This window comes from Kribbella sp. NPDC051587, from assembly GCF_044453945.1.
Lineage (GTDB): Bacteria > Actinomycetota > Actinomycetes > Propionibacteriales > Kribbellaceae > Kribbella.
On the sequence record NZ_JBITDE010000008.1, the window covers coordinates 293960 to 315688 of the forward strand.

Below are 21729 nucleotides of genomic sequence, written 5' to 3' on the forward strand. Positions count from 1 at the left end.
TTGTGGTTGACGAACGGGCGATCGCGCTAGCGGCGTTGGAGAGCTTTCCGGTTGAGGTGCGGCGGGTTACTCGGGCGGCGCAGTCGTTCAACACGATCTACCGGGTTGAGACGCCGAGTGCGACTTATGCGCTGAGGGTTGGGCCCGCGTTGCAGATTCATGCAGCGGGTACGGCGGCCGCGGAGGCGGATTGGCAGCGCGCTTTGGTGGCCGACGGGTTCGCGGTGCCTGATGTCGTGCTGACCCGCGAGGGTGAGCCGGTGGTGACGGTCGAGGGGCGCACGTGTGTGTTGTTCACGTGGATCCACGGGCGCTCGATGCGGACGCGGCTCGGGCCTTCGCGGGCTCGCACGCTGGGCCAGTTGATGGCTCGCCTGCACGACCATCCGGCGCGGCGTGATGTCGACGTACTGCATGCTGACAAAGTGCTGTATTGGCTGCTGCCCGATCGGCTCGCTGACGTGCCCGAGCACGGGAAGGTGCTCACCGAGGCGCGGGACAGTGTTCAAGCACTGATCGACGAACTGTGGACCGGCCGCGAACCGCAGCTCATCCACGGCGACCTCACCGCGGCCAACGTCATCGAAGCTCCCGGCCCCGTACCGATCGACTTCCAGGACCTGGTGATCGGCTTTCCGGAGCAGGACATCTCCTTCACGCTCGCCTCGTTCGGCCGCCGCGACGACCGCGAAGCGATGGCCGAGGCGTTCCGCGCCGGCTACTCCGAGGTCCGCGCCTGGCCCGAGATGTCGGAGACAACCTTGCGCGGTCTGATCGTCGCCCGCGGCCTGCACCAACTGAACCTCTCACTGGCCACGGCCGAAGGCCCACTCCCCCAGGACTACCTCGACTATCACGGCGCCCGCGCCCAAGCCTGGCTGGATTCCTGACTCACAGACCCCGCCTGGTGAGGCAGGCGGGGTCTTCGTGAAGGTGGCTTAGAACTCTGAGCCGGCGGGGAGGTCTGGGGCGCTGGGGTCGTCCGGGTCGGACGGGCCGGCGGCCAGGCCTAGTTCGGCGGGACTGGCCAGGGCCTTGTGCTGCGGGACTACTCGGACCGTGTAGCCGAAGGGGCCGGTGCGGTCGAGTTTGAGTTCGCCCTCGTAGCGGTGGCGGTTGCCTTCGTAGGTTTCGGCCAGCGACAGAGAGGCGCGGACCGGGTCGGTGATCTCGTCGTTGGCGTCCACGCGGCCGTGCAGGACCTCGACGCAGATGTCGGTCGGGTCGAGGTCGCCGAGGGCCGCGAAGGCGCGGACGCCGACGGTGGTCCCGAGCTGCGGTACGTCGCCGAGGCCTTGCAGCTCCACGTGGTCGACGCGGATCTGGGGCCAGGCGGCGCGAACCTTCTTCTTCCAGGCGGCGAGGTCGCGAGCGCCGTCGTACGTCGAGTTCAGCGCGCGCGACGACAAGGCGGCCGGCACGTACAGCTGCTGGACGTAGTCGCGGACCATGCGGGTCGCGAGGACCTTCGGGCCGAGCTCCTTGATGGTGTGCCGGAGCATCTCGATCCAGCGGCCGGGGACGGCGCCGTCGTAGAAGCGCGGGGCGACCTGCTTCTCGATCAGGTCGTAGAGGGCGTGCGCCTCGAGGTCGTCGCGACGGTCGGTGTCCTCGATGCCTTCAGCCGACGGAATCGCCCAGCCGAACTCGTCGTCGTACCACTCGTCCCACCACCCGTCGCGGATGGACAGGTTCAGCGCACCGTTGAGCGCGGCTTTCATGCCGGACGTGCCGCACGCCTCGTACGGGCGCAGCGGGTTGTTCAGCCAGACGTCGCACCCCGGGTACATCGGCTGCGCGAGCGCGATGTCGTAGTCCGGGACGAAGACGATGCGGTGCCGCACCTCGGGGTCGTCGGCGAAGCGAACCATCTCCTGGATCAGCTTCTTGCCCCCCTCGTCGTGCGGGTGGGACTTGCCGGCGATCACGATCTGGACCGGCCGCTGCGGGTGCAGCAGCATCGCCTTCAGCCGCGCGGGGTCGCGCAGCATCAGCGTCAGCCGCTTGTACGACGGGACGCGGCGCGCGAAGCCCATCGTCAGTACGTCGGGGTCGAGGATCTCGTCGACCCAGCCCAGCTCGGCGTCACTCGCACCGCGGTTGATCCACGACTGCCGGACCCGGGCCCGGGTGTCGTCGATGAACCGCTGACGCAGGATCCGCTTGGTCTCCCAGATCTGCGCGTCGGTGGTCTTGTCGAGGCCGTCGAAGACGTCCTCGGACTCGGACCGGTCGGTGGCCGCGAGCGTCAGGTCGTTGATCTCCCGCGCCACCCAGGTCGGCGCGTGGACGCCGTTGGTGATCGAGGAGATCGGTACGTCGGTGGAGTCGAAGCTCGGCCACAGTCCGGCGAACATCCCCCGGCTGACCAGGCCGTGCAGCTTGGAGACGCCGTTGGCGCGCTGCGCGAGCCGCAGACCCATGATCGCCATGTTGAAGACGCCCGGGTCACCGCCCTCGAAGTCCTCGGCGCCGAGCTGCAGGATCCGGTCGATCGGCACACCTTCGCCGAACGCGTCCGGCGAGAAGTGCTGCTGGATCAGCTCGACCGGGAACCGGTCGATACCGGCCGGAACCGGGGTGTGGGTGGTGAAGACGGTGCCGCCACGGTTGACCTCGAGCGCGGTGTCGAAGTCGAGGCCCTTGTCGGCCGCGAGCTCCCGGATGCGCTCGACGCCGAGGAAGCCGGCGTGGCCCTCGTTGGTGTGGAACACCTCCGGCGCGGCGTGCCCGGTGATCCGGCAGAACTCACGGACCGCACGAACACCACCGACGCCGAGCAGCAGCTCCTGGAGAAGACGGTGCTCGGTAGTACCGCCGTACAGACGGTCGGTGACCTCGCGCTCGGCGGGCTCGTTCTCCTCGATGTCGGAGTCGAGCATCAGCAGCGGCACCCGGCCGACCTGGGCGACCCAGATCTGCGCCCGCAGTTCCCGCTCACCAGGCAGCGTCAGCGTGACGGTCGCGGGTGCATCGCCGTCGCGGAGCAGGCTGATCGGCAGCCCGTCCGGGTCGACGAGCGGGTAGCGCTCCTGCTGCCAGCCCTCGCGGTTCAGCGACTGCGCGAAGTAGCCGTGCCGGTACAGCAGACCGACACCGATCAGCGGTACGCCGAGGTCCGACGCGGCCTTCAGGTGGTCACCGGCCAGGATGCCGAGACCGCCGGAGTACTGCGGCAGCACGTGGGTGATGCCGAACTCCGGGGAGAAGTAGGCCACCCCGGTCACCGGGGAACCCGCCTCGGCCTGGAACCAGCGGTCGTCGCTGATGTAGCCGTTCAGGTCGGACACGGCCAGTTCGAGGCGGCGCAGGAACGCCGGGTCGCTGGCCAGCTCGTCAAGCCGGGCCGCCGGGACCTCGCCGAGCAACCGGACCGGGTCACCACCGGTGCTGCGCCACAGCTGGGGATCCACGGCCTCGAAGACGTCCTGCGTCTCCGGGTGCCAGGCCCAGCGGAGGTTGTTCACCAGGGTGCCGAGGCCGGTCAGGGGCTCGGGCAGGACAGGGCGGACGGAGAATCGTCGTATCGCTCGCACCGGGACACCGTACCGGCCATCCGCTGCGAGAACACCCTCGGCGTGCATCTTTTTTGCAACGCGAGCAAGACTTTGCAGAGCCCTGAGGCTGCATGGTCCGGTGACCGGCTGTTCACCTTCCAGACCGTGGACCGAACCGTGACCCCCGCTTGCGAGGTGTGGACGGTGGGAACCGATAACGTCAGGGTTGTAGTTCGACGATCACAGAGTTTCTTCCCCACCCGCCGCACCGCTAATACGACGGTACTGACTCAGAGAGCGAAGGTTCTTCTACGCCATGACTGGGCGCATCCCGATCACCGACGTCACCCCGACCGTCGACGCCGGCGCCTATCCGGCCAAGGCCGCCGTGGGCGAGACGTTCACCATCGCGGCCACCGTGTTCCGCGAAGGCCACGACGCGGTGAACGCGAACGTCGTCCTGACGTCGCCGACGGGACAGACCAGACGGATGCTGATGACGCCGGGCGCGCCCGGCACCGATCGCTGGACTGTCGACGTCACCTTGCAGGAGCAGGGCGCGTGGACGTTCGCGGTCGAGGGCTGGAGCGACCCGTACGGCACCTGGCGGCACAACGCCGAGATCAAGATCCCGGCCGGGATCGACGTCGAGCTGATGTTCGCCGAAGGCGCCGCCTTCTTCGACCGCGCGGCGGCCGGCGTACCGCCCGCCGTACGGGCTGATCGGGCGACCCTTGGCGATGCCGCGCAGGCGCTGTCCAACAGCGCGCTCCCGCCGGAGGCACGGCTCGCCGCGGGCATCTCGCCGCAGGTGCGGGCCGCGCTCGGGCGCTACCCGGTGCGTGAGCTGATCACCTCGTCGGAGACCTACCCGGTGTGGGTCGACCGGGTGCGTGCGCTCTACGGCAGCTGGTACGAATTCTTCCCGCGCTCCGAGGGCGCCGAGTACGACGAGGCGACCGGGCAATGGAAGTCCGGCACGTTCCGGACGGCGGCCGAGCGGCTCGAGGCCGTGGCCAAGATGGGCTTCGACATCCTCTACGTGCCGCCGATCCACCCGATCGGCAAGGCGTTCCGCAAGGGCCCGAACAACACCCTCGACCCGAAGGACGGCGACCCGGGGTCGCCGTGGGCGATCGGTTCGGAGGAGGGCGGCCACGACGCCATCCACCCCGAGCTCGGCACCTTCGAGGACTTCGCGTACTTCGTCGGCCGGGCCCGTGAGGTCGGGCTCGAGGTCGCCATCGACCTGGCCCTGCAGGCCTCGCCGGACCACCCGTGGGTCAAGGAGCACCCGAAGTGGTTCTCGGTCCGCGCCGACGGTTCGATCGCGTACGCCGAGAACCCGCCGAAGAAGTACCAGGACATCTACCCGATCAACTTCGACAACGACCCCGAAGGCATCTACGCCGAGGTGCTGCGGATCGTGAAGCTGTGGATCGACAAGGGCGTCACGGTGTTCCGGGTCGACAACCCGCACACCAAGCCGGTGAACTTCTGGGAGTACCTGCTCGGCGAGATCCGCAAGACCGACCCGGACGTGGTGTTCCTGTCCGAGGCGTTCACCCGGCGGCCGATGATGCACGAGCTGGCCAAGGTCGGCTTCCACCAGTCCTACACCTACTTCACCTGGCGCAACGAGAAGTGGGAGCTCGAGGAGTACCTGGAGGAGCTGACCAAGGAGAGCGGCCACTTCCTGCGGCCGAACTTCTTCGTCAACACCCCGGACATCCTGACCGCCTACCTCCAGTACGGCGGCCCCGGCGCGTTCAAGATCCGCGCCGCGATCGCCGCGACCTCGTCACCGTCCTGGGGTGTGTACGCGGGCTACGAGCTGTTCGAGCACGTCGCGCTGCGGCCGGGCTCGGAGGAGTACCTGGACACCGAGAAGTTCCAGCTCCGCCCCCGCGACTGGGCCGCGGCTGACGCCGAGGGCCGCACACTCGCGCCGTACATCACCTTGCTGAACACGGTCCGCCGCCGGCACCCGGCGCTGCAGCAGCTGCGCAACCTGTCGCTGCACACGACCGACGACGAGGCGATCATGTGCTTCTCGAAGCGCACCACCGCCGCCGACGGTCACAGCGACACCGTGATCATCGTCGTCAACACCGATCCGCACGCCGTCCGCGAGACCGTCGTCCACCTGGACATGGCCGCGCTCGGCATGCGCCCGGAAGACACCTTCACCGTGTACGACGAGATCACCGGCGCGACGTGGCGTTGGGGCCAGCAGAACTACGTCAAGCTCGACCCCAACGGCGAGCCCTGCCACATCCTCGCCGTACGCCGCGGTCAGGCCTGACGGACAACTTCGTAGCGGAGGTGGGTGACTCCGCTACCGGCTTCGACGACTCGGTTGCGGTCCAGGGTGATGGGACCGCCGCCGAGGAGGTCGAAGAGGCGGACGCCGCCGCCGAGCAGGACCGGGACGAGGTGCACGTGGATCTCGTCGAGAAGGCCGGCGGCGAGGGCCTGCTGGGGCGCGGTGGCGCCATGGAGGCCGACAGTGTTGTCGCCGGCGATTTCCTGGGCCTGCTTGATGGCGCTCTCGATGCCGTCGGTGACGAAGGTGAAGACGGCGGGTGCTTCGGCGGGCGGGTTGTGGGTCAGCACGAAGCACGGGGTCTGGCCGGCCGGACCGCCGTCGCCCCAGCCGCCATCGCCGACGCAGACGTCGTAGGAGCGGCGTCCCATGATGATCGCGCCGACACCGTCGACCATCTCCTGCAGCACGGCCTGGTCCGCGGCGCTTGCCTTGGTGTGCAGCCACTCGTGCAGGACCAGTCCACCTTCACCGAGCGGGTTCTTGCGGCTAACGTGCGGTCCGGTGACGTAACCGTCCAGCGACATCGACATGGCCGAGGCGACCGTACCCATGATGTTTCTCCTTCGCAGGCTTGCGGTTGATGTCTCAAGCCTGTCGGTACGGCGCCTCCGTGTGATCCGTGGTCACCACTGAACCGTGCGCTCGAAGTCCGCACCGATGCGATCCCACTGCTCGATCGCGTCCGCCAGCAACTCCCGGTCACCGGTGAGACGGGCCTTGGCTCGGGTCAGGCAAGCAGCCGCCCAGTCGTTCTCGGCCGCGGCTGGTTCGGCCGCAGTCAGGTACTCGGCCGCGTCGGGCAGCCCGGCGACCACCGCCAACTCCGCCCCGGCCGCGTGCGCGTAGGGCAGCCACCACTTCTCGGGAAACGACTCGAGGGCGGCGTCGACCACTACGCGGGCGTCGTCGTGCCGGCCGGTGTGGACGGCGATGCGCGCGTCGACGAAGGCGGCTGGCGCGGCCAACGCAAGAGAGTCGGCCGGGTTGTCGACATGAGCGATGCGCCGCGCGCGCAGGCGCCATTCCTCGTACGCCGGTCCGTCGCCACGCAGGCCGTGGACCATGGCAACGATCGCTGCGGCTGATGACGGCCAATCGCCACGTAGCGAGGAGAGCTCCGATTCCCCGCCGCCCGTGGTGGCGTACACCCAGCCGTCCCAGAAGACGTCGGCCTGCTCCAGCGCTTCGTCGAACCGGCCGCTCAGACCGTAAAGCCGGATGAGCCGCGGCGCGATGATCGCGGGATGCGTCGCGACCGAACCATCCTGTACGGCGATGCTCGCGGCCGCCGGTAGATCCCCAGCCGCGATCGCGGAGGTCGAGGCGACGTGCAAGAGGTCGACCAGCTCGGCCGCAATCGCGGGATCGTGAGGCGATGCGCCGGCCGCCAACCGCAGTCGCTCGTCCGACAACCGGTGCGCCTGCCGGAGTCGGCCGGCGTTGGCGAGCGCCGTACCCATTGCATCCAACGCGCCCAGCACCAACGCCGGATCACCCGTACGACGAGCCGCCTCCACCGCGCTCCGCGACAGCTCCAGACCCGGATCGAGCAGCGTCTCCCCCGAAGTCCACGCTCGCGCTATCGCCAGTACGGCGACACATCGCGCGTCGTCGGGATCAGCGGAGGCCGTCGCCTCGTCCAGCAAGGCGATCAACCGCTCCCGCGGCACCGGTTCCTCGAACGACATCGAGAACCGGGTCGCGGCCACCACAGCCGAAGCCAGCGCGATCGCCCGCCTGACCCCGTCCCGCGCCCGATCGCTTGCCTCCAGCAACAACCCGAAGGCGGTCGCCCCATCCGCTGACGCCAACGCGACCGACGCGGCCAGACCGAGATCGTCCGCAGCCCGGTCCGGGTTCAGCTCCGCGGCCCGGACGTAGTGCTTGCGGGCAGCAACAACCTGACCGCGGGTGAAGCTCAGCTGGGCCAGCGACTTGGCGAGGCGGTAGCTGTCCGGCGTGGTGTAGGTGAGGGCGTGGCGGAGGTCATCGGCCACCGCGTCGAACTCGAGCACGTCCAGCGCGCCCGCCGCGTCTGCCGCCCACCGCACGTACCGCGGAACGATGTCCTCGCCGCTCGCCGCCAGCTCGTGGACAGCCATCGCCCGCACCGTCTCCAGCAACGACCAGCGGGTGGCGGACCCGACCCGGCGATGCACGACGAGGCTGCGGTCGACCAGCCGGCCGATCAGGTCAGCGACCGCGCCGACGCCGTGCTCAGCGTTCAACGCGACGGCCGCGGCCAAGTCGAAGCCGCCGACGAAAGCACCGAGGCGGCGGAACAGCAGGCGCTCCTCGTCGTCCAGCAGGTCGAGGCTCCAGCCGAGGACATCCTGGAGGGAGTGGTGGCGCTGGTCGGGGCCGCGACCGCCGGAGATCAATCGGAGGAGGTCGTCCAACGCAGCCTCGACACCATCGACGCCGAGGGATGCGGAGCGGGCGGCGACCAGCTCGATCGCCAGCGGCATACCGTCGAGCGCGGTGCAGAGCCGCTCGACCACCGAAGGGTCCGCGACGATGCCCGGATCGGTCGCCCGCACGCGGTCCAGGAAGAGACGGGGAGCCTCGGCACCGAGCGACGAGACCTGGATGAGCCGCTCACCAGGTACGGCGAGGCGCTCCCGACTGGTCGCCAGGATCCGCACCTGTGGACAGAGCCGGAGGATGCGGGCGACCAACTCACCGACTTCGGCGATGACGTGTTCGCAGTTGTCCAGCACCAGCAGGACCCGCTCCGACCTCAATCGGTCGAGGACGGCATCGAACGGCGTACCGGGTGGTCGTTCGACGACGCCCAGAACCTGAGCAATCGTTTGCCCAACTCCGTCAGCCCGTACCGGCACCAGATCGACGAAGAGGGCATCCTGACCAGCAGCCGCTTCGACCGCCAGCCGGGTCTTGCCCATGCCGCCGGCCCCGACCAGGCTCACCAGCCGTGACTCACCGAGCGCGGCGACAACCGCCGTACGCTCCTCCGAGCGCCCGACGAACGACGTCGGGAACACGGGCAGACCAGAGACCGGGTCATCCGCGAGCGCTGCCAGCGAACGACGATCCGGTACGCCGGCCTTGCGCAGCAGCGACGCGACGTGGCTCTCGACCGTGCGGATGGACAGATGCAGGCGAGCTGCGATCTGCGCGTTCGACTGGTGCCCGCGGATCGCGGCCAGTACCTCGGCCTCGCGCGCCGACACGAGCTCCATCCACTCCACGTCGGCACTCTAATCTCCGTAGTGGCCACGGATGCCGGAACTGCGGCCCGCGCCGAAGCTGGCGGTATGACACCCGAGGACACCGCGCGCCGCATCATCGCCGCCAACAACTACCTGACCTTGGCCACCGCAGACGGCGACGGCCACCCCTGGGTCTCCCCCGTCTACTTCACCCCAGACGGAACGGACTTCTACTGGGTCTCGCGGCCGAGCAGCCGGCACTCGGCCAACCTCGCCGAGCGCCCTGAGGTCGCGATCGTCATCTTCGACTCCCAGGTGCCGCTCAACTCAGGCGAAGCCGTCTATCTGACCGCGCACGCCGAGCAGGTCGGCGAGCCGGAACTGGCCCGCTGCCTGCAGGTTTTCCGTAGCAGACTCCCCGAGCTGGCCGCGTTCGAGCCAGGCGAACTCAGGCTCTACCGCGCTCGCGCCACCGAGGCCTCCGTCCTCGTCAACGACGGCGGCCCCGACATCCGCGTCCCGATCACCCTGCGCGCAACGACGTGATCGCCGGATGCTGGTGATCGGTGAGGCGGAAGCCGGTTCCCCGGACGGCGTCGATGGTGACCGTCGTACCGAGGTCGTCGAGTTTCCGGCGCAGCCGTTTCACCACCGAGTGGACGTCGGCGGTCCCGCGGAGTTCACGGGTCCCCCACACGGCCTGGTGGAGAGCGTCGTACGTCCAGACCCGGACGGGCGCCGACATCAGCCGGGCGAGCAGGTCGTGCTCGAGCTCGGTCAGCTGGACCTCCCGGCCACGCCACTGGGCGACCGAGCGGACCCGGTCGATGGTGAGCACCTCGTCCGCGGTGAGGTCGGCGGACTCGGGTTCGGGGGGCTCCGGCTGTTCGGACGGCGGTGGCTGCCGGCCGGGAACCAAGAGCTTGCGCAGTTCGTCGAGACTGGAGACGAGCAGCAGCGGCGCGACGTCGTCGATGAGCTCGGCGAGGCGCACGCGCTGTTCGGGCGAGGCTGCTACTGCGATGAGCAGCGGGAACGGATGGGCGTCGGTCGTGGTCAGATCGACGTCCGCTGGGGCGGGGACACGGGCGGTGACCATACGGTCACGATGTCAACCTCTGCCTCAGATCGTCAACGGACTGCCAATCTTTGACCAGTTTGCTTCGAATCACGCGACAGCTAGTCACATCTTGCTCACCAAGTGTGCTTGTGACCCGGTTCAGTCGACACATAGGGTCCTCGACAGGCTCGCCGTGTCACATGCGGCGACCTGGGGGGCACGGAGCGCGTTCGCTCACACCGGTTCACCGCCCGCGGACCGCCTGCACCCTCTGCGCACCACATGACTCGGGGGAGTCAACTCGGGGTCGTCACAGTGAGGGGCTGCGAAGAATGTCAGACAGCAGACGTAGGGGGCTCGCCAGGACACTGGTCGGCGCCCTGGCGACGGTGGCCGTCGTCGCGACAGGGTTGGGCGCGACCGGCGCCGCCTTGGCCGCGCCGCCCACCAAGCCGACCGGCACGGATCCGGCGACCAAGATCAAGCCGGACCTGATGGCCAAGCTCAACGGCAAGGACGCGAAGGCCGCGACCGACTTCTGGGTGTACTTCGGCCAGAAGGCGGACCTGACCGCCGCCAGCAAGATCAGCGACTGGACCGAGCGCGGGACCGCGGTGGCCGAGAAGCTGCGCGCGACCGCGACCGCCACCCAGAAGGACGTCAAGGCCGAGCTCGACGCCAAGGGCGTGCAGTACAAGGCGTTCTGGGCCACGAACGCGATCCGGGTCAATGGTGGATCGTTCGACCTGGCCCAGCAACTGGCCGCGCACACCGAGGTCGCCGGGCTCTACAACCCGATGACCGTCGAGGTGCCGAAGGTCACCGCGGGCACCTCCGAGCACGAGATCAACTCGGTCGAGTGGGGCGTCGCGAACATCAAGGCCGACCAGGTCTGGTCGCAGTACGGCGACAAGGGCGCGGGCATCACGGTCGCCAGCATCGACACCGGTGTCCAGTTCGACCACCCGGCGCTGGTCAAGCAGTACCGCGGAAACCTCGGCAACGGGACGTTCGACCACAACTACAACTGGTTCGACGCGGCCGGTACGTCGCCGAACCAGCCCGCCGACGGCAACGGTCACGGCACCCACACGATGGGCACGATGGCCGGTGACGACGGCGCCGGGAACCAGATCGGCGTCGCACCGGCGGTCAAGTGGATCGCCGCGAACGGCTGCTGCCCCAGCGACGAGGCCCTGATCGCGTCCGGGCAGTGGATGCTGCAGCCGACGAACCTGGCCGGGCAGAACCCCGACGCCAGCAAGCGGCCGAACGTGATCAACAACTCGTGGGGCTCGACGCTGCCGTCGAACGACCCGTTCATGGAGGACGTCACCCTCGCCTGGACCGCGTCCGGCATCTTCGGTGCGTTCGCCAACGGCAACAGCGGCTCGGCCTGCAACACGTCCGGTTCGCCGGGCAGCTCGACGAGCAACTACTCGGCCGGCGCCTACGACATCAACAACAACATCGCCTCGTTCTCCGGCCGCGGTGCCGGTCAGAACGGCACGATCAAGCCGAACATCTCGGCCCCCGGCGTGAACGTCCGGTCGAGCCTGCCCGGCAACACCTATGGCGCCTTCAACGGTACGTCGATGGCCACGCCGCACCTCGCGGCCGCGGTCGCGCTGCTGTGGTCGGCCTCGCCGACGCTGAAGGGTGACGTGGCCGCTACCCGCGCGCTGCTGAACACGACGGCGATCGACACCGCCAGCACCCAGTGCGGTGGCACCACCGAGAACAACAACGTCTTCGGTCAGGGCCGCCTCGACGCACTCGCACTGGTGAACGCCGCTCCGGTCGGCAACACCGGCACCCTGTCCGGCACGGTCACCGCCGCCACCGGTGGTGCCGCGCTCGCGGGTGCCAGCGTGATCGCCAAGGCCGCCGGCCAGCCCGACAAGGAAGTGATCACCAGCAGCACCGGCGCGTACTCGACCACGCTGCCGGCCGGGACCTACGACGTGACCGTCGCCTCGTTCGGCTACAAGTCGCAGACCGCGACGGTGGTCATCACCACCGGCCAGACCACGACGAAGAACTTCGCCCTGGCGAGCTCTCCGCAGGTCAGCGTGGGCGGCACCATCTCCGACGGCTCCGGCCACGGCTGGCCGCTGTACGCGAAGGTCAGCGTCGTCGGCCCGGGCGGTGTGTTCGACTACACCACCCCGACCAACGGCCGGTTCAGCTTCAAGGTTCCGGGCGGCGCGACGTACAGCCTGAAGGTCGAGTCGCAGATCCCGGGCTACGAGACCACCACCGTTCCGGTGACGGTCGGCACGGCCAACGTGACCAAGAACGTGGCCGTCAAGGTCCGGCAGGACTCCTGCCTGACCGCTCCGGGCTACAAGAACGGCTCGGACGGCGTCTACGAGACGTTCGACGCCGCGGCGGCGCCGAGCGGCTGGACCGTGGTCGACAACAAGGCCAACGGCCAGGTCTGGAAGTTCGACGACCCGGGCAAGCGCGGCAACCTCTCCGGCGGTGCCGGTGGCTTCGCGGTCATCGACAGCGACAAGTACGGCTCCGGCGGCGCGCAGGACACCTCGCTGGTCAGCCCGGCCGTGGACCTGTCCGCGGTCACCGCTCCGGTGATCCGGTTCAACCAGGACCTCAACTGGCTCGGCGGCGAGAAGGCCGACGTGGACCTGTCGATCGACGGCGGGACCACCTGGGCCAACGTGCTCACGCAGGCGACCGATCTGCGCGGCACCAAGGAGATCGCGATCCCCCAGGCGGCCGGCAAGTCCGCCGTCAAGGTCCGCTTCCACTACTACGACGCCTCGTACGAGTGGTGGTGGCAGGTCGACAACGTCCTGATCGGCAGCCAGGTCATCTGTGAGCCGGTCGGCGGCGGTCTCGTCGTCGGCAACGTCAAGGACGCCAACACCGGCGGTGCCGTCAACGGCGCGGTCGTCACCCGGGACGGCTCCACCGAGTCCGGTACGACGGTCGCCACGCCGGAGGACACCGGTCTGGCCGACGGCTTCTACTGGCTGTACTCCTCGGCCGACGGCGACCAGGGCTTCACCGCCAAGGCCGGCAACTACGTCAGCGCGCAGTCGACCGTCTCGGTCGAGGCGGACTGGGTGACCAGTGCCGACTTCACGCTGGACGCCGGTCAGCTCAGTGTCACCCCCGGTGACATCGGTGCGACCCTGCCGATCGGTGGCAAGACCAGCAAGAACGTCACCGTCACCAACACCGGCGGTGCGCCGGTCAAGGTGAAGTTCGGCGAGAAGGACGGCGGGTTCGTCCTGGAGAACGCCAACGGTTCCAAGACCACCAAGGCGCAGGTGCTGACCGGCAAGGGCGCCCCGCTGCAGCGGATCCAGGTCCCGACCTCGTTCGCCAAGACGCTGTCCGGCAAGCCCACCGACGTCCCGGACAGCAACGCTCCGGGTGCGGCACCGTGGACCGGGATCGCGAACTACCCGGCCGTGGTGATGGACAACCGGGTCGTCACGGTCGACGGCACGGTCTACTCGATTGCCGGTGGCAACGGGTCGGCCTCGAGCGGGAACAGCTACAAGTACGACACGGCCGCCAAGGCGTGGACCGCGATCGCCCCGCTGCCGGGTGCTCGCAACGCCGTCACGCTCGGTGTGGTCGGTGGCAAGATCATCGCCAGCGCCGGCTGGGGTGCGTCCGGTCCGGACGCGGCGACCTGGTCCTACGACCCCGCTGCCAACGCCTGGACCGCACTGGCCGCCAACCCGGCCCCGCGGGCCGGAGCCGGTCAGGCCGTCGCCGGAGGCAAGCTGTACGCCATCGGTGGCTGCACGACCGCGGACTGCCTGCCGATGAGCAACACGGTGGTCAGCTACGACCCGGCGAGCAACACCTGGGCCACGCTGGCCAGCTACCCGAAGGCGGCCGCCTTCATCTCGTGTGGCGCGATCGACGGCAAGGTGTACTGCGCCGGCGGTAACGACGGCACGAACTCGCTGAAGAACGCCTACGTCTACGACCCGGGTGCGGATGCGTGGACCGCGGTGGCCGACGCTCCGGCCGATCACTGGGCCGGTTCGTACGCCGTTGCCGGCGGCAAGCTGCTCGTGGTCGGTGGGGTCCAGGCGGGCGCCGTCACCAACGCCGGCTTCGCCTACGACCCGGCCAGCAACACCTGGGCAGCCCTGCCGAACGCCAACCAGGCCCGGTACCGCGGTGGCGCGGCCTGTGGCTTCTACAAGGTCGGCGGCTCGTCCGGTGGCTTCACCGCCACCGCGGACTCGGAGAACCTGCCGGGTCTGGAGGACTGCTCGGAGTCCGCGGCCGACGTGAGCTGGCTGTCGCTCGACAAGACCGAGGCCGAGCTGGCCCCGGGCGAGTCGGTGACGGTCAAGGTCACGCTCACCGCAACCGTCGACCAGCCGGGTACCTACACGGCCGCGGTCACGATCGGTGAGGACACGCCGTACACCGTCAACCCGGTGGACATCAAGCTGACCGTCACGGCGCCGAAGACCTGGAGCAAGATCCAGGGCACGGTGACCGGCGTCAGCAAGACCGGGGTCAGCACGCCGCTGCCCGGTGCGACCGTCGAGGTGGACTCGTGGGCACAGTCCTACACGTTCACCACCGACGCCGACGGGAACTACGCCTACTGGCTGGACCGTCGCAACAACCCGCTCACGCTGATTGCTGCGAAGGACGGCTACAAGCCGCAGACCCGCTCTACCAAGCTGCTGGCCGGTGAAGCGATCACCGAGGACTTCGCACTGAAGTCCACCAAGTAGCGCCCTAACTGAACAGCCAGGGCCCCGGACCGTGACGGTCCGGGGCCCTGGCCTTTGTTCTACGCAGTCGGTAGCAGGTGGAAGCCGACGCCGCGGACCGCGTGGATGGTGACCGTGGCCTCCAGGTTGGCCAGCTTCTGGCGCAGACGCTTCACCACGGAGTGGATGTGCGAGCCGTGGCCCAGGTGCTCGTTGCCCCAGACCGCATGGTGCAGGCTCTGGTACGTCCAGACCTGACCGGGCTCCTTCACCAGACAGTGCAGGAAGTCGTGCTCCAGCCGGGTCAGTGGCACCTCACGGTCCTCCCAGCGGACCACGCGGCGCTCCACATCCAGCAGCAGCTCGGGTTCCGTGCGTACTGGCTCCGGCTCTGGCATCGGTACGACGGTCGGCGTCACCACGAGTGGTGTGGCCGCTGACATCGTCTCGGTGAGCTCCAGGAACGCCCGGGCCTGTTCGGCACTGGACACCAGCAGCAGCGCATCGGCGTCACCGAGCAGCCGGGCCAGCTGCACCCGCTCGGCGGTCGACGTGGCCACCCCGATGATCAACGACGAATCCGCTGTCCTCTCCATCGGACCCCTCCCTCTTCACACCCGACGGTGTCAAACGCACGCACCAGTACGGTTTATGACCAGAACTAAGTCAAGGGATTCCCTGCACACCGGGCTGGCACATATGCGACCTGTCCGAGACAGGACAGTTCTGACCGGATCTGGTCAGCCGACACGCGGTACCGATTTGCCAGACCGGCGTGCATCCCGTGTGCGGGGCGGAGTACTCTCCTCGCGCACGGTCACTTCGGCCCGCACCCGTCGAAGGACCGCTTCTGACGGAGGAAGAGTGTCCCGACTCGCTCGGCGGCCGGTCGTCTGGCTGCTCGCGGCTCTCGCCGTACCTGTGTTGCTGACCGCTGTCATGGTCCCGGTCCGGGCCGACTCGATCGAGAAGGATCTCCGGACCCAGGCAGTCGCCGCGCTGGAGGCCCGCGGCATCAACGGCGCGACCGTCGTCCTGGACGGCCGTGACGCGTCGGTGCTGGTGTCCACGGATGTGGACGCGGCACAGATCAAGGAGATCGTCGCCGGGGTCGACGGTGTTCGCACCGTGTCGGTCGGGACCGGACCGGGCGTCCAGCCCACCGGTACGCCGGCCCCGGACCCGCAGGACGCGGCCGGGTTCGAGATCGGCCGGACGAACAGCTCGATCCGCGTGCAGGCAGTCGTGCGCAGCGAGCTCGCCAAGGACTCGATCAAGTCCGAGGTGGAGAAGGTGCTCGGGCCCGATCGTGAGTACGACCAGCGCGTCACGGTCGACGCCGCGAAGGGCATCGAGGACGTGAGCACACTGTCCGGGTTGCTGAACGCGATCGCGATCGGCACCGGGGACGCGTCGGTCCGCTACGACGGGACCACGGTCACGTTGAGTGGCGCCGTACCGGATCAGGCCACGAAGGCGATGGCCGCGCGGGCCGCTGCCACCGCCGTACCGGGTGCGGTGATCGCGAACCAGCTCGAGGTGCCGATCACCAAGCCGGTCGAGAGCGAGGCGTGCCGGACGTTCAAGACCCGGCTGGCCGAGTACGGCCGGGTGAACAAGATCCACTTCCTGTCCGGGACCGCGATCGTCAACGATGCCTCGAAGCAGGCAGTCACCCGGGCGGCCGCGCTGCTCAAGACCTGCGCCACCGTGCGGATCGAGGTCGCCGGCCACACCGACAACCTCGGCTCCCCCGCCACCAGCCTGCCGCTGTCCGAACAACGCGCCACCGTCGTCAAAGCGGAACTGGTCCGCCTCGGTATCCCGGCCGACCGCATCACCGCCACCGGCTACGGCCAGGCCTTCCCGATCGCCCCCAACACCACCGCCGCCGGCCGGGTCGCCAACCGCCGGGCCGAGATCAGAGCACTGCAGGAGAACTGAATGACCCATCTCGTCCTCGACACCTGGATCCTGCTCCTGCTCGCCTTCGCGGTCGGCAGCGCGCTCGCCTGGCTCCTGCATCGCACCACCAAGGCGGCCCGCCGATGAGCTGGCTGCTGCGCCACAACTGGCCCTGGCCCCTACTGGCCTTCCTCCTGGGCGCCGTCATCACCTGGCTCCTCCTGGACCGCCGTACCAAAGCGGTGACCGAGGAACCCGCCGAGACCCAGGTCAGAGAAGAAGCCCTGGTCGGCGCCGCTCACGCCGCAACCCCCACCAACGCACCCCCACGCCCCGAACGCACCGCACCCCCCAAACACGCAGCCCCCGCAGCGCCGGTGGTCGCCCCGGAACCCGCGTCAGCCGCAGAGCCGGTGGTCGCTCCGGAACCCGCGGCAGCCGCGGAGCCCCAGGTTGTCCCCGAGCCCGTCGCCAAGGAGCCGGCCGCTGCGCCGGAGCCAGAGGTTACGGAGCAGGCCGTTGTTGCCGAGCCTGCCGCTCCTGTCGAGGAGCCCGCAGCTCCCACCGCCAAGGCCGAGCCCGCTCCGGACCCTGCAGTTGCTGCAGAGCCGGCGGTTGTTGCTGAGCCGGCTGCTCCTGCGCAGGAGCCCGCCGCACCCGCCGCCAAGGCCGAGACTGCTGCAGAGCCCCTGGTTGCTGCAGAGCCGGTCGCCCCGGCCGAGGAGCCCGCCGCACCCGCCGCCAAGGCCGAGCCCGCTCCGGACCCTGCAGTTGTTGCGGAGCCGGTCGAGGAGCCGGCCGCACCTGTCGCCGAGGCTGCGCCCGCGCCCGCCGTACAGCCGACTGCTGAAGCCGAGCAGGCGACGCCGGTGATGGCTGCGGAGCCGGAGTTCTCGCGGTTGATGGACGGTGGTTCGTCCGCCGAGCCGACGCTGTTCGACGACACCACGGCACCCGACGACGAGGTCCCGGTCGGGCGGTTCGGCCCGGGCTCCGCCGACGCCGTACCGCATCAGGGTCCGCCGGACGGGTTCACCATCAAGGGGAACGCGCAGTCGATGCTGTTCCACACCCCGGACTCGCCGTACTACGGCCGCACCAAGGCCGAGGTCTGGTTCCGCACCGAGGCCGACGCCGAACGGGCCGGCTTCACCAAGTACGTCCGCAAACCCCGCAAGTCCACCCAGCCCGGCAACTGATCAGGAGATCAGCTGTGCAGCGTGAAATCAGCGTCCCCTACACCATCGAGCAGGACGAGGACGGCGTCTGGTGCGCCGAGGCCGCGCTCACCCCGAAGTCGTTCGCGAACGGCTCCGGCGCGACGCCGGAGGCGGCTCTCGAGGACCTCAAGGACGCCATCACCATCCTGGCCGAGACCGTTGGGGTGCCGGAGCAACTGGTGGTGACCGTCGAGGTCGACTGATGCCTCCGATCAAGGTCCGCGACGAGCGTCTGCTCCGCGCCGCGGGCTACCGGAAGCTCGACAAGCGCGGCAAGGGCAGTCACATGGTGTACCAGAACGACGCACAGCGACTGGCGAACGACGGTGTCGCGAAGCCTGGCGGCAAGTCCGGCGCGCAGTCCCGGCAACCGTCGACGGGGCGGCACGACCCAGGCAAAACACGGGGTTCGGGGCGTGGGGGGCGGTGAAGACCAGTGGGGCAATGGTTTTACTCTGCGGGATGTTTGCGGGTTGGTTTGCTTGTACTGGCAAAGGGCCGTCAGACTAAGCGCAACGCACTCGCGGAACCGTCACTCGCGCGGCGTCACCACATCACCGGACTCGATTGATCCTGTGTACTGCTCCTTTTGACCGTCCCCGGTTCGGGGTACGGGAAGGTCAGGCGCGGGCGGGTCCCCCACAACACTCCCGATGGAGGTGAGCGTGACCGACATGCTGCCGGAGCAGCACCACGGATTGACGAAGAAGGATCCGCTGTGGTTCAAGCGGGCCGTCTTCTACGAAGTCCTGGTGCGGTCGTTCAAGGATTCGAACGCCGACGGCATCGGCGACCTGCAGGGCCTGACCGAGAAGCTGGACTATCTCGAATGGCTCGGCGTGGACTGCCTTTGGCTGCCACCGTTCTATCCGTCACCGTTGCGCGACGGCGGTTACGACATCTCCGATTACACCGGCGTGATGCCGGAGGTCGGCACGATCCAGGACTTCGCCGCGTTCATGGAAGCGGCGCACTCGCGCGGGATGCGCGTGATCGTCGACTTCGTGATGAACCACACCTCGGACGCGCACCCCTGGTTCCAGGAGTCGCGCAGCAACCCCGACGGCCCGTACGGCGACTTCTACGTGTGGTCCGACACCGACGAGCCGTACGGCGACGCGCGGATCATCTTCGTGGACAGCGAGCAGTCGAACTGGACCTGGGACCCGGTCCGCGGCCAGTACTTCTGGCACCGGTTCTACTCCAGCCAGCCGGACCTGAACTTCGAGAACCCGGCCGTCGGCGACGCGATGATCGAGGCGCTGAAGTTCTGGCTGGACCTCGGCATCGACGGGTTCCGGCTGGACGCGGTGCCGTACCTGTTCGAGGAGGACGGCACCAACTGCGAGAACCTGCCGCGCACCCACGAGTTCCTCAAGCGGGTCCGCAAGGAGGTCGACGCGAACTACGAGGACCGGATCCTGCTCTGCGAGGCCAACCAGTGGCCGGCCGACGTGGTCGACTACTTCGGTGACCGCGACTCCGGTGGTGACGAGTGCCAGATGGCGTTCCACTTCCCGGTGATGCCGCGCATCTTCATGGGGGTCCGGCGCGAGTCGCGGTTCCCGATCTCGGAGATCCTGGCGCAGACCCCGGCCATCCCGGACACCTGCCAGTGGGGCATCTTCCTGCGCAACCACGACGAGCTGACGCTCGAGATGGTCACCGACGAGGACCGCGACTACATGTGGTCCGAGTACGCGCAGGACCCGCGGATGAAGGCGAACATCGGCATCCGCCGCCGGCTGGCACCGCTGCTGGACAACGACACCAACAAGATGGAGTTGTTCACGGCGATGCTGTTGTCGTTGCCGGGATCACCGATCCTGTACTACGGCGACGAGATCGGCATGGGCGACAACATCTGGCTGGGTGACCGCGACGGCGTCCGGACCCCGATGCAGTGGTCGCCGGACCGGAACGCGTCGTTCTCGACCGCGACCCCGGGCAAGCTCAGCCTGCCGGTCATCATGGACCCGGTCTACGGCTACCAGGCGGTGAACGTCGAGGCCGAGATGGAGAACGCGTCCTCGCTGCTGCACTGGACCCGGCGGATGATCCAGACCCGCAAGCAGCACCCGAGTTTCGGCATGGGTACCTTCACGGATCTGGGGGGTTCGAACCCGAGCGTGCTGTCGTACGTGCGGGAGTTCGGCGACGACGTGGTGCTGTGCGTGAACAACCTGTCACGCTTCCCGCAGCCGATCGAACTCGACCTGCGGCAGTGGCAGGGGGTCGAGCCGGTGGAGCTGCTCGGCGGGGTGCACTTCCCGGCGATCGGTGAGCTGCCCTACCTTTTGACGCTCGGCGCGCACGGTTTCTACTGGTTCCGGCTGCCCAAGCCGGCCGACCACGAGGAGAGCATTTCGTGACTTCCCATCTGGACCAGGTCCAGTCCTTCTGTGCGGGCCAGCGCTGGTTCGGGGAGAAGGGACACGACGTCGTCGTCGACGCGATGGCCACCTCGGTGTGGCTGTCCGACCACGGCGTGTGGCCTGCGGTCCGGATCGGGTTCGTCTACTGTTCGGGTCCGCCCGGAACGGATATCCCGATCCGGGTGTACCAGTTGCCGCTCAGCTACCACCAGGCGCCGGTCGAGAACCTCGGCCACGCGCTGGTCGGTGAGTGGGAGGAGCAGGACCTCGACGACGCCCGCGTGTGGGTGTACGACGCCTTGCACGACAAGGAAGCCACGCCGTACTGGCTGGACGGCCTCACCAACGGCCGTCGGCTGGACGGGCTGGAGTTCCACCCGGTGCACGCACCGGAGGGCGCGACGGAGGTGCCGGAGGACGCCCAGTCCCTGGTGCTGACGGTCGAGCAGTCCAACACCTCGCTGGTGTACGGCGATGTCGCGCTGCTGAAGGTGTTCCGCCGGCTCGAGCCCGGGAGCAATCCCGGCGTCGAGATCGAGTCGGCACTCACCGAGTCCGGGTCCGAACTGGTCCCGGAGGTGCTCGGGTCGGCACGCGGCAGCTGGCCGCGGGCCGGCGGCGGTACCGACAGCGGTGAGCTGGCGATGATGACGGCCTTCCAGAAGAACGCCACCGACGGCTGGTCGTTCGCGACCTCGTCGGTGCGCGATCTGTACGCCGAGGCCGACCTGCACGCCGCCGAGGTCGGTGGCGACTTCGCCGGCGAATCCCATCGGCTCGGCGCCAGCACCGCCCAGGTGCACGCCGAGTTGGCGAAGGCGCTCGGCACCGACGTCTGGGAGCAGTCCAAGCTGGTCGAGCATGCGACCTCGATGCACCGGCGGCTCACGGCCGCCGTGGCCGCGGTGCCGGAGCTCGCGCCGTACGCCGAAGGTCTGGGCCGTGCGTTCGACAACCTGGCGGCGGCCGATCGGCCGGTGCTGGTGCAGCGCATCCACGGCGACTTCCACCTCGGTCAGGTGCTGCGCACGATCGAGGGCTGGAAGCTGATCGACTTCGAGGGTGAGCCGGCCAAGTCGCTGGTCGAGCGGCGGGCGCTGGACACCCCGGTGAAGGACATCGCGGGGATGCTGCGGTCGTTCGACTACGCGGCCCGGTCGCTGCTGCTGACCGATCACGAAGGTGATCAGCAGATCGCCTACCGCGCGTCGGAGTGGGCGAGCCGGAACCAGCAGGCGTTCTGCGACGGCTATGCGGAGGTTGCGGACAGCGATCCGCGCGAGCACTCCGCGCTGCTGGATGCGTTCCTGGCCGACAAGCTGATCTACGAAGTGCTGTACGAAGCACGCAATCGCCCGACCTGGTTGCGGATCCCGCTGGCCGCCGCGGCACAGCTCGCCGGGGTCGAGGAGTAGAACCTTAAAACTGGTTGAGGTACCCCAAATCTCAGCC

The 21729-nt window shown here is 68.7% G+C and carries 15 protein-coding genes; 10 read left to right on the forward strand and 5 right to left on the reverse strand.

Features of this window, described 5'->3' with window-relative positions; all coding sequences use genetic code 11:
- Positions 1-2: 2 nt before the first annotated feature.
- On the forward strand, positions 3-890 hold the full coding sequence (locus tag ACIA49_RS27810) for a phosphotransferase enzyme family protein (protein WP_396380272.1): 888 nt from the start codon (positions 3-5) through the stop codon (positions 888-890).
- 48 nt (positions 891-938) lie between these two features.
- Here the strand turns inward: ACIA49_RS27810 and glgP are convergent, their stop codons facing one another.
- Positions 939-3536, reverse strand: a complete 2598-nt coding sequence (gene glgP, locus ACIA49_RS27815; RefSeq protein ID WP_396380273.1) for an alpha-glucan family phosphorylase — start codon at positions 3534-3536, stop codon at positions 939-941.
- A 277-nt stretch (positions 3537-3813) separates the two neighbouring features.
- Between glgP and ACIA49_RS27820 the strand changes: the two genes are divergently transcribed.
- Complete coding sequence (locus ACIA49_RS27820) at positions 3814-5802, forward strand: maltotransferase domain-containing protein (protein ID WP_396380274.1); 1989 nt, start codon at positions 3814-3816, stop codon at positions 5800-5802.
- Here the strand turns inward: ACIA49_RS27820 and ACIA49_RS27825 are convergent.
- The gene (locus ACIA49_RS27825) at positions 5793-6377 is read right to left on the reverse strand and encodes a dihydrofolate reductase family protein (RefSeq protein ID WP_396380275.1); all 585 of its coding nucleotides are present in this window, start codon (positions 6375-6377) and stop codon (positions 5793-5795) included. The genes ACIA49_RS27820 and ACIA49_RS27825 overlap by 10 nt on opposite strands.
- A gap of 72 nt (positions 6378-6449) precedes the next feature.
- Positions 6450-9029, reverse strand: coding sequence for an ATP-binding protein (locus tag ACIA49_RS27830; protein WP_396380312.1), 2580 nt, complete (start codon positions 9027-9029; stop codon positions 6450-6452).
- Positions 9030-9104: 75 nt separating this feature from the next.
- On the opposite strand from ACIA49_RS27830, the gene ACIA49_RS27835 reads away from it, so the two are divergent.
- The gene (locus tag ACIA49_RS27835) at positions 9105-9545 is read left to right on the forward strand and encodes a pyridoxamine 5'-phosphate oxidase family protein (protein WP_396380276.1); all 441 of its coding nucleotides are present in this window, start codon (positions 9105-9107) and stop codon (positions 9543-9545) included.
- Here ACIA49_RS27835 and ACIA49_RS27840 read toward each other — a convergent pair.
- Positions 9523-10098, reverse strand: coding sequence for a winged helix-turn-helix domain-containing protein (locus ACIA49_RS27840; RefSeq protein ID WP_396380277.1), 576 nt, complete (start codon positions 10096-10098; stop codon positions 9523-9525). The two genes, ACIA49_RS27835 and ACIA49_RS27840, sit on opposite strands and share 23 nt — an antisense overlap.
- A 293-nt stretch (positions 10099-10391) precedes the next feature.
- On the opposite strand from ACIA49_RS27840, the gene ACIA49_RS27845 reads away from it, so the two are divergent.
- On the forward strand, positions 10392-14798 hold the full coding sequence (locus ACIA49_RS27845) for a S8 family serine peptidase (RefSeq protein WP_396380278.1): 4407 nt from the start codon (positions 10392-10394) through the stop codon (positions 14796-14798).
- A gap of 59 nt (positions 14799-14857) precedes the next feature.
- On the opposite strand, the gene ACIA49_RS27850 is transcribed toward ACIA49_RS27845, so the two are convergent.
- On the reverse strand, positions 14858-15373 hold the full coding sequence (locus ACIA49_RS27850) for a winged helix-turn-helix domain-containing protein (protein ID WP_396380279.1): 516 nt from the start codon (positions 15371-15373) through the stop codon (positions 14858-14860).
- Between the two features lie 268 nt (positions 15374-15641).
- On the opposite strand from ACIA49_RS27850, the gene ACIA49_RS27855 reads away from it, so the two are divergent.
- From ACIA49_RS27855 to ACIA49_RS27880, 6 genes are all read left to right on the forward strand, one after another.
- Positions 15642-16721, forward strand: a complete 1080-nt coding sequence (locus ACIA49_RS27855) for an OmpA family protein (protein WP_396380280.1) — start codon at positions 15642-15644, stop codon at positions 16719-16721.
- Between the two features lie 104 nt (positions 16722-16825).
- The gene (locus ACIA49_RS27860; RefSeq protein WP_396380281.1) at positions 16826-17881 is read left to right on the forward strand and encodes a hypothetical protein; all 1056 of its coding nucleotides are present in this window, start codon (positions 16826-16828) and stop codon (positions 17879-17881) included.
- Positions 17882-17895: 14 nt separating this feature from the next.
- Positions 17896-18105 (forward strand): hypothetical protein, encoded by a 210-nt coding sequence (locus tag ACIA49_RS27865; RefSeq protein ID WP_396380282.1) that lies wholly within the window; start codon positions 17896-17898, stop codon positions 18103-18105.
- Positions 18105-18332 (forward strand): hypothetical protein, encoded by a 228-nt coding sequence (locus tag ACIA49_RS27870; protein WP_396380283.1) that lies wholly within the window; start codon positions 18105-18107, stop codon positions 18330-18332. The genes ACIA49_RS27865 and ACIA49_RS27870 overlap by 1 nt, the downstream gene beginning before the upstream one ends.
- A gap of 244 nt (positions 18333-18576) precedes the next feature.
- Positions 18577-20274 carry a maltose alpha-D-glucosyltransferase gene (gene treS / locus ACIA49_RS27875; protein ID WP_396380313.1) on the forward strand — a complete coding sequence of 566 codons (1698 nt, stop codon included), beginning with the start codon at positions 18577-18579 and terminating at the stop codon, positions 20272-20274.
- A complete protein-coding gene (locus tag ACIA49_RS27880; protein ID WP_396380284.1) occupies positions 20271-21692 on the forward strand; it encodes an aminoglycoside phosphotransferase in 1422 nt (473 codons plus the stop codon). Before treS ends, ACIA49_RS27880 begins: the two co-directional genes overlap by 4 nt.
- Positions 21693-21729 lie beyond the last annotated feature (37 nt).